The sequence below is a fragment of the Nocardioides daphniae genome (assembly GCF_004777465.1).
Taxonomy (GTDB): Bacteria; Actinomycetota; Actinomycetes; order Propionibacteriales; family Nocardioidaceae; genus Nocardioides; species Nocardioides daphniae.
The window spans coordinates 59,976-73,558 of the sequence record NZ_CP038462.1 but is presented as its reverse complement, the minus strand read 5'-3'; the positions used below and the strand labels follow the sequence as shown (position 1 = coordinate 73,558).

Here is a 13,583-nt window from a genome sequence, read left to right as displayed (position 1 = left end):
ACCCGTGCTCCTGATCTCTGAATCAGCTGAGGCCGCCATGATTCGGGCGGCCAACAACTCATTTCCCCACGAGACCGGAGGAATTCTCGTCGGTGTCCACGCTGACGGCCGGCCATGGGTCGTCGGTGCAATTGAAATCCCGAGCCGCGACCGGGGCAGTCACCACTACCGGATTCCGCACGGAACCACCCAGCCTGCCGTCCGCGCGGCAAGACGCGAAGATCCCCGCCTGGGCTACCTCGGCGACTGGCACAGCCACCCCAGCGACGTCGGCCCCAGCCCCACCGACCTTGCCTCACTGGCGTTCATCTCCATCCGTCACCCGCTTGCGCCCAACCCAACATCCATCGTCCTCAGACGCACCGGAACGAGTTACGCACTCGACGCACAGCGGATCGTCACGGTGAAACCGCGCCCATGTGCCATCCGGAGCACCGGCAACCTCCCACCGCTCAGCGACAAGGAACCGACATGAGCATCAACCCAACAGACCCGGTGTTCATCTCCTACCGCCAAAGCGACGGCACCGACATCACCGCCGAACTCGCATGGCTTCTCCGAGCGGCAGGGATCCCCGTCTGGCGCGACCGTGACGACCTCCCGCCCGGCGACACCGAACAGCGGCTCAACGAAGCGATGAACGCAGGCCTCTCCGGCGCCATCCTCGTCATCACACCCGAAGTCGCAAAAAGCGAAGTGGTCCAGCACGTCGAGTCCCCCCGACTCATCGAACTTCATTCCGACCACCCGCAGTTCGTTCTCGGCATCGCAAACGCCGTGGAGCGCGAACCAGGGAAGTTGGACTACGACGCCCCAGATCGCGTCCTCCTGAAGCGCCCCGGAACCCTCAACAGCGTCGACCAATCTCCCGCCAACCGGGCAGGGCTCATCAACCTCGTCGGGAAGCTCGTCTTCCACCGCATCGCCGCCCAGCGAGAACTCAACGGGACCGACGACACGTTCAACATCAGCATCCAGACCCGCAACACCCCACAGGTCTACGACCGCACCGGCAGCGAACTCGATATCCGCATCCGCCCCAACACCCACGAGCGGCTACCCAGCGTCCCCGGCCTCGTAGACCTAGCCGACGTCATCCGGTTCATTCCCGGCGCAGTGACCCGTTCCTCGGCCAAGCGCGTACAGGTCAGAGGAGGCGCCCACCTCACCGTCGCCTTCGCCCTCGGCGCCGCGATCCCCTCCTCACGCGTCGGGAACCTTGAAGTCGTCGACCAACGCGGAGACTCGTGGACCAGCGGCACCGAGGCGGACCTGTCGGACCCCGCCTTGCTCGAAGTCACGGGCAGTGGCTCGAATCCTCAGCTCAGCTCCACCGGAAGGTCCAAGGTCGCCATCTACCTCGATCTGCTCCAGCGCCGGAGCGATGCCGCCTACGAGCGCTACCTCGACGAGCAGGGGGACACCCTCACTGCTTGGCGCCATCTTCGGCTCGGGACCGACGACCTCATCAACCCTGATGACGCGGGGGCCGTCGCAGCCGAAGCGGCCCACCACATCCGCGAACTCTCCGAGACCAACAACAACGCAGAAGCGCACCTCCTGCTTCGCTGCCCGTTCCCCATCGCGGTCCTTGTCGGCAGGCTCTGCAACACCCTCCGGGTCACCACCTACGAGTGGGACGACACCGACCCTGCCAAAGGCGACGCTGACTATCGGGCGCGCTACGTCGCCACCATGAAGATTCGCCCCTCTGCCGCTACCGGCGCCATCGAGCAGGTCCTCCCAACTCATTGATTTGACGCATCGGTACCTCGGGCGGGTCGCAGGCTTGCGACGCGCAACTTTGATCAACGGTCACGCGCGGCACTGTTTCGTCAACGTTCGCCGCGGGAGGTTCGTCGATCTTCACCGCATCTCGACATGCCTGTCGCCGCCGCAGCAGTTGTCGTCGGGAGGCAGACAACCATTCCAAGCGGGCGCCGCATCCTTGCAGGCACTGGATGAGTAGACATCGGCCGCAGCGATCAGTGCTGCAGGCCTCTTCGTGCTGGTTCCCGGGCCGTGGGAAGCTCAGGGGGCTGCGTCCGGATACCGTAGACACCGCCCGGTTGCAGACTCTCATCGAGCGACCAGAGGCCAGCCAGTCCAACCTCGACGCCGCGGCTGCGCGCATGGACCTGGTCCGTGACGATCTCCAACTATCTGGCACCGGGGCGGTCAGAAGATTCCCGACTGTGATCTGAGGATCGCCGACACGACAGCAGCAGCTCCTCGTCACTCCCTCGCTTCACCGCGCTTGCCGGTCTGACCGGGTGCGCAACGGATGATCCGCGCCGTTACTACTCAGCTTAGTAGATGCGGTTCAAACGAGCCGGCTGGCCTACCCTTGCGGGGTGAAGGAGTTCTGGATCTACACCGCCCTGCGTGGCGGCCTGTTCGCCGTCACGTTCGGCGTTGTGTTCGCGACGTGGTCCCTCATCAACGATTCGGCCAACGTCCTGATGGTCCTCATCATCGCGTTCCTAGTGAGCGGGGTCGCGTCGTACATCGTCCTCGGCCCGCAGCGCAACGCGCTCGCCTTGAAGGTCGAGCATCGCGCAGGCCGCATGACCGAGAACAGCGAGGCGCGGTCCAAGGAAGACAGCGACCAGGGCTGACTTCGTTTCATCCAAGTCGATGACGAGGCGGCGAGTGTCCTGCGACCTGGCTGACTGCTGACGCGGGCGTTGTCACTTGTCCAGCTTGACCGCGGCGAACACCACGAGGCCAAGATTGGCCGCTGCCGTGCCGATGAGGAGGGTATAGGCGCGACGACAGGTGCTGCCGTGTTCGCCCCCAAGTCGCTCGACGGCGGTCCTGCTCGTCACTGGGTTACGAACTCGACGAAGTAGCTGTCAAGTACCTCGTCGGGGTAGAGCTGCGTGAGCTTGTCGGTCAGCTCGGCCTTCAGCTGGTCGCGTTCCTTTGTCTCGTCGAGGGCCGAGAGAGGCAGACCGGAGAACCGGGTGATCGTGGCGTCGAGCGCCCGTGATCCATCGACCTCCTTGACCCCCTCAGCGAGTTGGAGGGCGAGGCCGACCCTCAGGTACCTGCCCGCCGCCAAGTTCAACTGCACGGGCTCGAGGACCATCACTTCGCCAGGTTTCGGCTCCTTGCTCGCTCCCGGCTGGAACTTCAGCCAGCCGACTCCGCCGACGGCGGCGAGCACACAGACGAGGGCTATCCACTTCGCCTTCCCTCCGCCGGGACCCTGCGCTTGGGGAACCTTCGACGGCGGGGGACTCTTCTCGGCCGTTGGTGGGGGCATCAGCTACTCCTCGACTTCGCATCCGATCTTCTGCCCCATGTATTCGGCGCGTCGCGTGCTGTTCTTGAGGGTTATCTACTATGAAGAATAGGAGGCGGGCCGCTCAGTCTCCCCAGCACCAGAGCGGCTCGCCCCCCTCGGGCTGAATCGTTGAGCACCGATCTGTCAACTGGGGGACTCGATGACACGCCCGTGTCGGGGGGCGGCGTGCCCCCGAGCGCGACACCCAGCGCGACTGCGACGCACATGACGAGCAACTCCCCTCCGGCGAGTTCGGCGAACCGGCGGCGAGCGAGAGCCGTCCAGGTGGGCGCATTGTCGACGAGTCGTCGACGGTGGAGGTAGCCGATGGCTCCCAGCGCGAGAAGGAGCACGGCCTTGGCCAGGATCAAGGCTCCGTACGAGGAGCTCAGCGCAGTCCACGAACCAAGCCGGAGGATCGCGCTGAGGACCCCCGACATGGCTACGGCTGCCAGACAGCAGGCTGCGGTGACCGAGTATCGGCGGAGCACCGCGTCTCGGTAGCGGCCGATGTGTCCTTGCAGAAGGCCGAAGGCCGCGAGTCCTCCGAACCAGATGCTCACGGCGACAAGGTGCGAAAAAAGCAGGAGCACAGACTGCTGGTGATCGGCATCGGTGGATACGTGGCCAGTGGACGCGACCGGCCACAAGGCGGAGAGGGAGCCGAGCAGGACTGCTATCTCCGCGTCGTCCACCTTGCGTGCGACAAGACAACCCAGGGAAACGGCGACGACCAAAGTGGTGCTGATCAGGTTCGCTTGTCCCAGGTCGACGCTCATGATGTAGGTCGGCATCCGCACCCAGAGGCTCGGCTCGAGAACCGCAACACCCGCCGTGTCGGAGTAGGCGAGCACGAAGACCGCGGCGCTGGCGAGCGCCCACAGTCCGGCGCTGACGCTCGCTGCCTTTACGCCTCGCGCTCTTGCCTCCGCTAGGCGGGCTCGGGCGCGAGGGTCTCGAGGAAGCAGGACTGCCACGACGAACAACAGGCCGATCGTGGACGCAGCACAGAGGTCGCGAGCACCTCGGGCGACGGGAAGACCCCAACGGGTGAAGAGGCCGGGATCGGGCAGGCCCTCAACAGGAGCGGCTTGAGGATCCGTCACTGTCAAGACGGCCAAGGCCAAGCTTCCGATCAGGATCGAGCCGACCACCATCGCTAGCGCCCCAGAGCGATGTGTCACCTTCTGCTCCTCTGCCCGGGCGACTCCTATGACCCCTGGTGGAGACCTCCCGGGGCTTCGAGCCAGCGTTTTGGCCCACTACCTACTACTTCCTATAGTAGTTCGCGATAGATGCTGAACGCCGTGTCGACCGCGGTGGACGATTCAAGGAGTTCCCGAGTGGGTCAACGACCGCAGCACCGGGCGTTGACGCGCCACGCACATCGCCAGCGAGCAGAGGCGCCGGAGCCTGATGGCTCGAACGGGGGTCGCCATCGGGCCACGAAACCCAGCAGGGCGTCCTCGCGTCGGACGCTCGGTACGCTGGCCGCGCTGGCGACAGTCGGGGCCATCGGCGCAGGGATTGCACCCGGCCCATGGTTGGACGAGACCAGTGCCACAGCTCAGGAGGACTCAACCCAGTCGAGCGCCTCGCCCGTGGAAGAAGGGGGCTCGAGTAGAACAGCTAGGAACCGGCCCATCCCTGATGCGACCGTCGACCTCAGCCGGCGAGAGCCGACGCTGAGCCGGAGTGCAACGCGGGCAGAGTCGCGGACCACCAATCGGATGCCATCATGGCTCTCGACGTGCCGCACGACTGCTCAGGAGTCGACAACTCCCAACGGCCAGATCCCCGACGCAAGCCTTTGCGAACTACCCGACGGATTCCACCTTCGCGGGGATGCAGCCGCAGCTTGGGCGAGGCTCAGTGCTGCCTACAAGTCCCGGTTCGAGGACCAACCCTGCCTGACCGACGGGTATCGCGACCTGGCGAGCCAACAGCGGCTCTATGCCGTCAAGCCTGGCCTGGCCGCCCAGCCGGGAACCAGCAATCACGGGTGGGGGGTGGCCGTCGACCTGTGCGGCGGCGTCGAGACCTTCGGGACCGATCAGTACGTCTGGATGCTGGAGAACGCGGAGCGCTTCGGCTGGGAGAACCCTGCCTGGGCGCGATCTGGCGGGTCGCGACCGGAGCCTTGGCACTGGGAGTACATCGAGGGAACGAGGTAGCTGCCATGGACGAGCAACGCTACGGTCGGACACCGCGTTCGCGCATCCTCGCTGTGGGGCTGCCCCCTGCGCTGTTGCTGACCGCCCTGGGGGGCTATTGGACGCTGCTCTCGTGGGGGGGGTGTTCGGCGGGGAAACATCTCGGTCGCTGGGTGCAGTTGGGCCGATCATGGCCGGCTTTGGTGTCGCGCTGCTGTGGGTGTGCGTGCGTCCTCGGCGCGACCGGTGATTGGCGAGCGGTGATTGGTCCCCGGTGACCGGTGTCGGAGGAGTTGAGATGGTGCTCTGCGTTCGCCGCGCGGCAGCCCGGCGCGGGTAGTACCTACCTACCGCGAGCGGCTTCGCGTACCTGTGCGCTGGTGGATCCAGTGGGGTCTCATGGTGGCCAGCTTCTGGTTAGCGATGATTGCTGCCATCCCCGGCCCGCTGCCCTGGTACATCACCGGTGGACTCTTGGTCGTCCTGATCTGGCTCCTCCGATGGTACGGGTCGGCGCGGATTGTGGTGACCGACGAATGGTTCCAGGCAGGGCGCGCGCGCATCGAACGGCGCTACTTGGGCGAGGTCGAGGTGCTCGAGGCCGCGAGGATGAGGGCGGTGTCCGGCCCCGAAGCGGACGCTCGGGCATTCCTGGCTCTGAGGCCGTACGTCACCGCCGGGGTCCGGATCACGCTCGACGATCCACGCGATCCGACGCCGCGTACTGGGCTGGTGAGCTCGCGGCGACCGCGGGCGCTCGCCGCAGCATTGACGGCGCCGGTGGGGCCGCCGACGACCGAAGATGCGGCCATCCGGTGATCGAGGCCCACGGCGTCGGCGGTCAGGCGGACCTGCCGATCCCCCTGTCACTCGCGGTGGGAGGCGCCAGCGCAGCGCTCGTGGTCTCCTTCGTGGTCCTGGCGACGGCGTGGCGCTCTTCCCGCTATCAAGGGCCGCAGGCGCCCGCCGGGCGGCCCCTCCCCGCGACGGCGTCCCGGTTGCTTCTCTCCCACAGCTCCCGGATCGTGCTCAGGGTCGTCGGAATGGCAGCGTTCGTGCTGGCAGCGGCCGCCGCGCTGTTCGGGCAGGACAGTTTGACCAACCCGTTTTCGGCATGGTCTACGTGTGGTGGTGGGTCGGACTTCCCTTCGCATCCGTGCTGTTCGGGCCGGTGTGGAAGGCGATCAGTCCCGTGCGGACCATCCACGCCGGATTGGCTCGGGTCACCGGAGGCGACCCCGCGCGGGCGTGCTTGAGTACCCGGCGAGACTGGGCATGTGGCCAGCTGCGATCGGCTTGTTCGCCTTCGTGTGGCTCGAGCTGGTCTACGACAACAGCAGCCAGCTCGGCGACGTCCGACTCTGGTGCGTGACCTATCTGGCCATCATGCTGGTCGGCGGTGCGGTCTTCGGCTCGGGGTTCTACGAGAAGGCGGATCCGTTCGAGGTCTTCTCCACCCTCGCGGCGCGTATCTCGCCGTGGAGGACCGAGCAGACGGCGACGTCCCGGCCCCGGATCGTGCTCTGCAGTCCGTTGGCGAACCTGGCCGCCACACCAGCCACCGCCGGCCTCACTGCGGTCATGGCAGTCCTGTTCGGGAGCACGGCGTTCGACTCCTTCGGCAAGTCGGAGTGGTGGCTTCGCACGATCTACGGCAGCTCGTTGTCGGCGAACGTGCTCAACAACATCGCCCTCATCGTGTTCTGCGTGGGCGCGGGTGTCGTCTTCGCTGCCGGCTGCGTGCTGACCCGAGCCGCGAAGGACGTTCGTCGCGCCAGGCTCCCTGATCTGTTCGCACACTCACTCGTCCCGATCATCGTGGCGTACTTCGTCGCCCACTACCTGACGCTCTTCGTCGACTACGGCCTGCAGACCCTGTCGCTGGTCAGCGACCCGTTCGGGAAGGGCTGGGACCTGTTCGGCACCGCCGGAGTCGCACCGACGTTCTGGTTCTCCTACCACCCGACGTTCCTGGCGACTCTCAAGGTTCTCGCGGTCGTGGTCGGACATGTCGCCGCTGCGGTCGCCGCCCACGACCGCGCCCTCCAGGTGCTGCCGTCCACGCACCGCATCACCGGTCAGCTCCCGCTGCTGATCACCATGGTCGGCTTCACCGCCGGGGGGCTCATGCTCCTGTTCTCGGCATGAACGCGATGCTGTGGACCCGCGCCTTCCTGGTTGCCGCCGTGGCAACCGCCCTTGGCACGACCGCTCACGTGACGGCAGGCGGGCTCCTGCCCGGCCCGATCACCGCGGTCGCCGCGTTCAGCTCGCTGCTCGTGATCGCCGCAGCGGCGCTGACCACACCGGCGGGCTACGTGCGGATCGTGGTCCTGGTCGGCGGCGGCCAGGCCGCCGTGCACCTGCTTCTCACCGTGACCGCGGGTCACGTGGCACCTCATGCCCCCGTCGCGGCCCGACCGGTCCCGCCCCTCCAGAGAGCCCGGCCCGGCGGGGTGCGCGATCAGCTCGCCGTCGTACCCGATCCGGACAGGGCGACAACCACGGCCACGCCCGGGCTCCAGCACCTGGTCGATCACGTCGCCGGCACCGACGCGCCGATGATGGCGGCGCACCTCGCCGCAGCGGCTGGGGTCGCCTGGTGGCTGTGGCGCGGCGAGCAATCGGCATGGGCACTGCTCGCACTGCTCTGGGGTTGGGTCACGACCCCCACGGGCGCGCCGATGCGTTGCACCGCGCGGGCAAGAGTGCTGAGCCCGCGGCCGGAGGATCGCGCCTGCCGTCTGCGTGAGTCGATCGGCTCGATCAGTCGCCGTGGCCCACCACTCGCACCGATGCCCTCGACCTGAAACCCCGGGGGAGGAGACGAGCCCCGCGCGACGCTCGCGCCGGCGGCTGTCGACGTCCGCCCCCACGAACCTTTCTCACGCATGGAGAACCACATGAAGAAGAACCGCACTCTGCTTGCCACGGCAGCCATCACGGCCGCTCTTGCGCTCAGCGCCTGCTCCGGTCCCGCTGATGAGGACACCGGCCCGGACGCCGGGACGCCCTCGACCGGAGCGACCGATCCGACCGCGGCAACATCGACGGAGCCAGCGACGACGACACCGTCGCCGGAGCCCACGACCGCCACGCCGGAGCCGGTCGGCCCGTCGTTCGCCGTGACCGTCAAGGGCACAAAGGTGGGACCGAACGCCCAGGAGCTCAGCGCGGCGCCGGGCGAGACGATCACCATCGACTTCGACACCGACCGCGCAGGGCAGCTGCACGTGCACTCCAAGCCCGAGCAGTACGTCGACTTTCCGGCCGGCACCTCGGCCAAGAAGCTGGTGATCAAGACCCCCGGCACGGTCGAGATCGAGGAGCACGACTCCGAGGCAGTCGTCGCCGTGGTGACGGTGAAGTAGCGATGATCTCCGCCCACGGGATGGGCGGGGGCGCCGACCTGCCGATCTCCGCGTCCAGCGCGGTGGTCGGCGGGTCGGCTGCGCTCACCATCTCCTTCGCCGTGCTCCTCCTGGCCTGGCGCCAGCCTCGCTTCGAGAGCACCGACCGGAGGCGGCTTCTCGCCCCCGGACTCACGGGTTTCGTCGATGCGATGGCGACGCGCGTGGGGCTTCGTGCGTTGGGCCTGGCCCTGTTCGGCTTCGCCGTCTGGGCCACCGTGGCCGGCCAGGACGATCTCGGCAGCAATCCGGTCTTCGGGATGTTCTACGTGCTGCTGTGGGTCGGTCTCGTCCCGGCTTCGCTGCTGTTAGGGCCGATCATCAAGGCGGTCAGCCCGGCACGGACCATCTCCTTCGCCGTGGCCAGAGTGCTGCGGATCGATCCGGAATCTGGCTTGGGTCGTCTTCCGGCGGGAGTCGGCCTGTGGCCCGCTGCTCTCGGTCTGTTCGCGTTCGTGTGGACCGAGCTCGTCTCGCCCGACGGTACGGCGCTCGCCACGGTGGGGCTGTGGCTCTTGTTCTACGTGGTCCTCGTGGCGGGTGGCGGCGTGCTGTTCGGCCAGGCATGGTTCGAGCAGGCCGATCCGTTCGAGGCCTACTCGACTCTCGTCGCGCACCTGTCGCCGTGGCGGCGCAACACGAACGGGGCCATCGAGGTCGTGTCGCCCCTGCGCAACCTCGCCGGCGTCCCGGCCCGCCCCGGGCTGCTGGCCGTCACGGCGGTCCTTCTCGGATCGACCGCGTTCGACAGCTTCGCTGGGTCAACGACGTGGCTGCAGTACACCCAATCCACCTCGCTCGACGTGACATGGGTCGAGACGCTGCTGCTGCTCGGCGTGTGCCTGCTGGTCGGAGGAATGTTCTGGTTGGCTACTGCTGGGCCGTCACGCTCGGCGAAAGTGCCAGCGCGTCAGGTGCCGGGACTGATGGCGCACTCGATGGTGCCGATCATCGTCGGCTACATGGTCGCTCATTACCTGACGCTGCTGGTGGAGACTGGCCAGCTGACGCTCATCCTGGCCAGCGACCCCCTGGGCAACGGGATGAACCTGTTCGGGACCGCCGATCGGCAGGTGAACATCTGGTTGTCGCTGCATCCGACGTTCCTGGCGAGCGTCAAGGTGCTCGCGATCGTGACCGGGCACGTCCTGGGTGTCGTCTCGGCGCACGATCGCGCGATCAAACTGCTGCCGCCAAGAAGCCACTCGACCGCTCAGTTGCCGCTCCTGTTGGTGATGGTGGCCTACACCTTCACCGGCCTCTACCTCCTGTTCGGGCTGTAGCCGGTTCGGCTGGCGCTCCTCGTGGCCGTTCCCTCACGGGAACGGCCACGGGTTCGCCCGACACCCTTGAAGCCCCTTGGTCTGCTGCACCATGACCGAGGCCAGCCCCCCTGGTTCGCCACAGTCCCGATGACTGTTGCCCAAGGCGTGGCCGAACTCGTGGTTGATGAGGTAGCGGCGGTACTGCGCCACGCTCCGGTAGGCGTCGGCTCCATTCGCCCAGCGCCAGGCGTTGAGGACGACCAGGTTGCCGTTGCGACAAGAGAGCCGGCCGCCAGTGTCCAGGGGTGCGCACAGGGCGTCGGTGGTCGCCGGGGTGGCCACGACGATCCGGAAGTCGGCCCGACCGGCCACCCGGCGCACCGCCTCGCCTCCGTTCGCGGTCCATCCCCGCGGATCGGTCAAGGTGCGGTCGACGGAGTGCGCGACGGCTGCTTGGTCGAAGGGAACACCGTGCTCGATCTCAACGGTGTAGGTGACCGACTCCCCCGCCCCTACCGTCTCCCTCCCGCTGACGGTCTGGGCGGCGATCCTGAATGTTCCGGGTCCTCGCTCTGGGACCGCAGGTGTTGTCCGCCGCCTGACGGGGTTTCTCGTCGGTGGCGCTACCGATGGGCTTGGCGAAACTTCCTGCACCTGCGCCTCGCCCGATAGCGGCGTTGTCTGGCCCGCGGGTCGGTCCGCTTCGGCCGGAGCCGTCGGACCCGCGGCCGGACCGACGGCTTGACGAGATCCGTGCATCGCCTCGATGACGAACGGTCCGACCTTAACGACACTGGCAGCAACGATGACGGCGATTCCTCCCAGCATGGCCACGGCGCCGACCCCGCGTCTGGCTCTGAGGGTGCGCGGGCTGTGCGCCCGGTGGCGGCCGCGCCCGGCTGACGCGCCCGGAGGCGACGCCCGGTGGCGGCCGGTCACGTGCTCTCTCCGCGGCGGAGACGTAGTCCAGCTGCGACCATGGCGCCGATGCCGATGAGACCGATCAGGTTCTTGACCAGAGCCCCGAAGCGGACAGCATTGGTCTGTCGGTCGAGGAGCGGGACCGTGACCTCGAGTACGGCCGTGGTGCGGGGTTCCAGCCTGGCCAGGACCTCGCCGTCGGGACCGATCGCGCCGCTGATCCCGTTGGTGGATGCAACGACGACTGTTCGTCCCGTCTCCAGGGCCCGGAATCGGGTGATCGCAAACTGCTGCTCGAGCTGGGCGGTGCCGGTGAAGGAAGCGTTGCTGGTCTGCACTGTCACGAGCTCAGCCCCCCTTCGCACCTGCGCTGTCACGGAGTCATCGAAAGCCACATCGAAGCAGATCAGGTCCGCCACCTTGGTGCCGGCGATGTCGAGCGGCTTGGTGCGTGAGCCCGGTGTCATGTCCCGCGGGATCATGTCGAGACGGCCGATCTGGAGTCCGGCGAGCTGCTTGCGGAACGGGATGTACTCACCGAACGGAACCGGGTGCCTCTTGGTGTAGCGCTCGGTGACAACCCCCTGCTCATTCCAGACCAGGCCCTGGTTCAAGACCTCGTCCGGCCGATCACCGTCAACGATCGCACCGACCACCACCGGCACACCGATCGCGGACGAAGCTCTGTCGATTCCCAAGCGGGTCCGCTCGTCACGGAAGGGATCGACGGCGGTGGAGTTCTCGGGCCACAGCACGAAGTCCGGCTGTTGTGCCTGTCTTTCGCGGATCTGTTGGGCGAGGTTGGTGGTCGCTTCGACGTGGTTGGCGGTCACCTGCCGGTGGACAGCGACCACATCGTTGCCCGCCCCAGGTACGTCTCCCTGCACGGCGGCTGCCCGGACCGACTCCTCCCCCTGCTGCCAGTCCGGACCTGTTGAGGGAGCTGGGAGCAGCGACGGGCGCCCGCAACCAGCCCGATGAGCCCGACGCAGGCCGATGCTCGGGCAGCGTCCGCCCAAGTACGCGTGTGAGCACGTCGGGCTCGGGCGACGCGAGCAACACGGACGACTCGGTGAATGCCAAGCACCGCCGCGGCCCCGAGGCTGCCGCACAAGGCGACGATGAAGCTCGTGCCTCCCGCGCCGACCCAGGGCACCCACCCCGCGAGCGGAGTGTCGATCACCGTCCAGGCCAACCGAGTCCAGGGGAACCCGCCCAGTGGCCATGTCGACATGACGGACTCGACAGCCACCCACCACGCCGCCATCCACAACGGCCAGGCCTGAACTGTCCATCGGCGACCGCGCCGAGGGACGCGGGCATGGGCACGGGCGCGGGCATCGTGGAGGATGCTCAGGCCGAGGGCGAGGAGGGCGTAGTAGACGGCCGCGGCCGCACTGACCAGGAGCCAGGCGTCGGTGCCGATGACGCGCATCCAGGACACCAGGAGTACGACGAACGCGAGCCCGAACACCAGACCCAGCAGCGCCGCGGTGCGCCGCCGAGTTCCACTCACGGAGATGACGAGGGCTGTCACTGCCAACGGTGCCAGCCACCGCAACTCCCAGGGCGCCGACGCCATCGCCCCGGCGGCACCGCCTGTAGAAGCCAGGGCCAGCCTTCCCAACCATCGCCGGCAGTCGTCGATACTTCGAGGGACATCCGACGCCCCAGCAGCAGTCCCCGACGCTGGGCTCGGCGCTGGGCTGGCTGGTGGACTCGTCGATGCGGTCGGCGCGGGGTGATGTGTGTCGAGTCCGTCCGGCGCGTCGACGGTGCCCCCGGGGTTCATGCGGCATCAGTGAGCTGGCTCAGCAGCCTGCCCATCATCGGCCGAGACTTCTCCTATGACGCGGTCGACGATGCGGCCCTCGGCATCCACGGCGAGGGTGACCGGCAAACCACGGACACGCGTCGTGTCCAGCAGCTCACCATCGACGTCCACGACCTGGGGGTAGGTGACACCAACCTCGGGCAGGAAAGCCGCAGCCATGCTCGGGTCGTCGCGAGTATTGACGCCGAGGAAGCTCACATTCTTGGTGGCGGCTCGCGGCTTCGGCCAGAAGCGGCATCTCCTTGCGGCACGGACCGCACCACGAGGCCCAGAGGTTGATCAGAACCGGCCGGTCACGCAACTCGCCGAGGGCGACCGCGGCGTCCTGGTTCAAGCAGGGCAGTGACAACGACGGCAGATCGCCACCGTCCAACCCTGCACCTTCTGCTCCTTCTTCGGCCCGGCCTCCATCTGCGAGAGCCTGTGTCAGTCCCCTGCAGTCCTCCAAGCCCTCGACCGCGATCGGCAGCGCTTCCGTGCTGTATCCGTGACCTTCCGAGGATCCCCCCTCACCACCCGTGGGGACGGTGCAACCGGTGAGCCCGATCATGACCAGAACCCCCGTCACACCGAAACGGGTTACGACGCCGACTGGACGACGGGGCTCTCGTGTCGGCTCGGTCGCGTGACGGACCGCCTTGCCCATGCCACCGTCCTCCCGGACCATCTCACTTGACTACTAAGTACGATAGTAGGCATGAGGTCACGCGC

16 protein-coding genes and 1 pseudogene are annotated in these 13,583 nt (G+C 67.3%); 9 read left to right on the top strand and 8 right to left on the bottom strand.

What is annotated here, in order from left to right:
- The first annotated feature begins 4 nt into the window (after positions 1–4).
- From E2C04_RS00385 to E2C04_RS00375, 3 genes are all read left to right on the top strand, one after another.
- Positions 5–475, top strand: coding sequence for a M67 family metallopeptidase (locus E2C04_RS00385; RefSeq protein ID WP_135831083.1), 471 nt, complete (start codon positions 5–7; stop codon positions 473–475).
- The gene (locus E2C04_RS00380) at positions 472–1,755 is read left to right on the top strand and encodes an SAVED domain-containing protein (protein WP_135831082.1); all 1,284 of its coding nucleotides are present in this window, start codon (positions 472–474) and stop codon (positions 1,753–1,755) included. The genes E2C04_RS00385 and E2C04_RS00380 overlap by 4 nt, the downstream gene beginning before the upstream one ends.
- A gap of 599 nt (positions 1,756–2,354) precedes the next feature.
- Positions 2,355–2,618, top strand: a complete 264-nt coding sequence (locus E2C04_RS00375; RefSeq protein ID WP_135831081.1) for a DUF4229 domain-containing protein — start codon at positions 2,355–2,357, stop codon at positions 2,616–2,618.
- Positions 2,619–2,690: 72 nt separating this feature from the next.
- Here E2C04_RS00375 and E2C04_RS17500 read toward each other — a convergent pair whose 3' ends face one another.
- The 3 genes from E2C04_RS17500 to E2C04_RS00365 form a co-directional block, all read right to left on the bottom strand.
- The gene (locus tag E2C04_RS17500) at positions 2,691–2,828 is read right to left on the bottom strand and encodes a hypothetical protein (RefSeq protein WP_158630533.1); all 138 of its coding nucleotides are present in this window, start codon (positions 2,826–2,828) and stop codon (positions 2,691–2,693) included.
- A complete protein-coding gene (locus tag E2C04_RS00370) occupies positions 2,825–3,268 on the bottom strand; it encodes a flagellar basal body-associated FliL family protein (RefSeq protein WP_135831080.1) in 444 nt (147 codons plus the stop codon). Before E2C04_RS00370 ends, E2C04_RS17500 begins: the two co-directional genes overlap by 4 nt.
- 71 nt (positions 3,269–3,339) lie before the next feature.
- A complete protein-coding gene (locus E2C04_RS00365; RefSeq protein WP_158630532.1) occupies positions 3,340–4,143 on the bottom strand; it encodes a copper resistance D family protein in 804 nt (267 codons plus the stop codon).
- 441 nt (positions 4,144–4,584) lie between these two features.
- Here E2C04_RS00365 and E2C04_RS21185 point away from each other — a divergent pair, with 441 nt between their 5' ends.
- From E2C04_RS21185 to E2C04_RS00335, 6 genes are all read left to right on the top strand, one after another.
- Positions 4,585–5,463 carry a M15 family metallopeptidase gene (locus E2C04_RS21185; RefSeq protein WP_135831078.1) on the top strand — a complete coding sequence of 293 codons (879 nt, stop codon included), beginning with the start codon at positions 4,585–4,587 and terminating at the stop codon, positions 5,461–5,463.
- A 285-nt stretch (positions 5,464–5,748) separates the two neighbouring features.
- Complete coding sequence (locus E2C04_RS00355) at positions 5,749–6,261, top strand: DUF3093 domain-containing protein (protein ID WP_135831077.1); 513 nt, start codon at positions 5,749–5,751, stop codon at positions 6,259–6,261.
- A 456-nt stretch (positions 6,262–6,717) separates the two neighbouring features.
- Entirely contained in the window at positions 6,718–7,590 is an 873-nt protein-coding gene (locus E2C04_RS00350) for a hypothetical protein (protein ID WP_238694373.1), read from the top strand.
- Positions 7,587–8,252, top strand: a complete 666-nt coding sequence (locus E2C04_RS00345; RefSeq protein ID WP_135831076.1) for a hypothetical protein — start codon at positions 7,587–7,589, stop codon at positions 8,250–8,252. The genes E2C04_RS00350 and E2C04_RS00345 overlap by 4 nt, the downstream gene beginning before the upstream one ends.
- A gap of 93 nt (positions 8,253–8,345) precedes the next feature.
- Complete coding sequence (locus tag E2C04_RS00340) at positions 8,346–8,813, top strand: hypothetical protein (protein ID WP_135831075.1); 468 nt, start codon at positions 8,346–8,348, stop codon at positions 8,811–8,813.
- 2 nt (positions 8,814–8,815) lie between these two features.
- Positions 8,816–10,135, top strand: a complete 1,320-nt coding sequence (locus tag E2C04_RS00335; RefSeq protein WP_135831074.1) for a hypothetical protein — start codon at positions 8,816–8,818, stop codon at positions 10,133–10,135.
- Between the two features lie 33 nt (positions 10,136–10,168).
- On the opposite strand, the gene E2C04_RS00330 is transcribed toward E2C04_RS00335, so the two are convergent.
- The 5 genes and pseudogenes from E2C04_RS00330 to E2C04_RS21730 all read right to left on the bottom strand — a co-directional run bounded on the left by E2C04_RS00330 (position 10,169) and on the right by E2C04_RS21730 (position 13,422).
- Positions 10,169–10,945 carry a DUF3152 domain-containing protein gene (locus tag E2C04_RS00330; RefSeq protein ID WP_229721435.1) on the bottom strand — a complete coding sequence of 259 codons (777 nt, stop codon included), beginning with the start codon at positions 10,943–10,945 and terminating at the stop codon, positions 10,169–10,171.
- A gap of 107 nt (positions 10,946–11,052) precedes the next feature.
- Positions 11,053–12,264: an apolipoprotein N-acyltransferase gene (gene lnt / locus E2C04_RS00325; protein WP_420873088.1), complete on the bottom strand. Its 1,212-nt coding sequence runs from the start codon at positions 12,262–12,264 to the stop codon at positions 11,053–11,055.
- A pseudogene (locus tag E2C04_RS21735) lies at positions 12,201–12,620 on the bottom strand (hypothetical protein); the annotation flags it as partial. The gene lnt and the pseudogene E2C04_RS21735, both read right to left, overlap by 64 nt.
- 216 nt (positions 12,621–12,836) lie before the next feature.
- Complete coding sequence (locus tag E2C04_RS18300; RefSeq protein ID WP_202978007.1) at positions 12,837–13,070, bottom strand: TlpA family protein disulfide reductase; 234 nt, start codon at positions 13,068–13,070, stop codon at positions 12,837–12,839.
- Positions 12,967–13,422, bottom strand: coding sequence for a TlpA family protein disulfide reductase (locus E2C04_RS21730; protein WP_420873115.1), 456 nt, complete (start codon positions 13,420–13,422; stop codon positions 12,967–12,969). Before E2C04_RS21730 ends, E2C04_RS18300 begins: the two co-directional genes overlap by 104 nt.
- Positions 13,423–13,583: the final 161 nt, after the last annotated feature.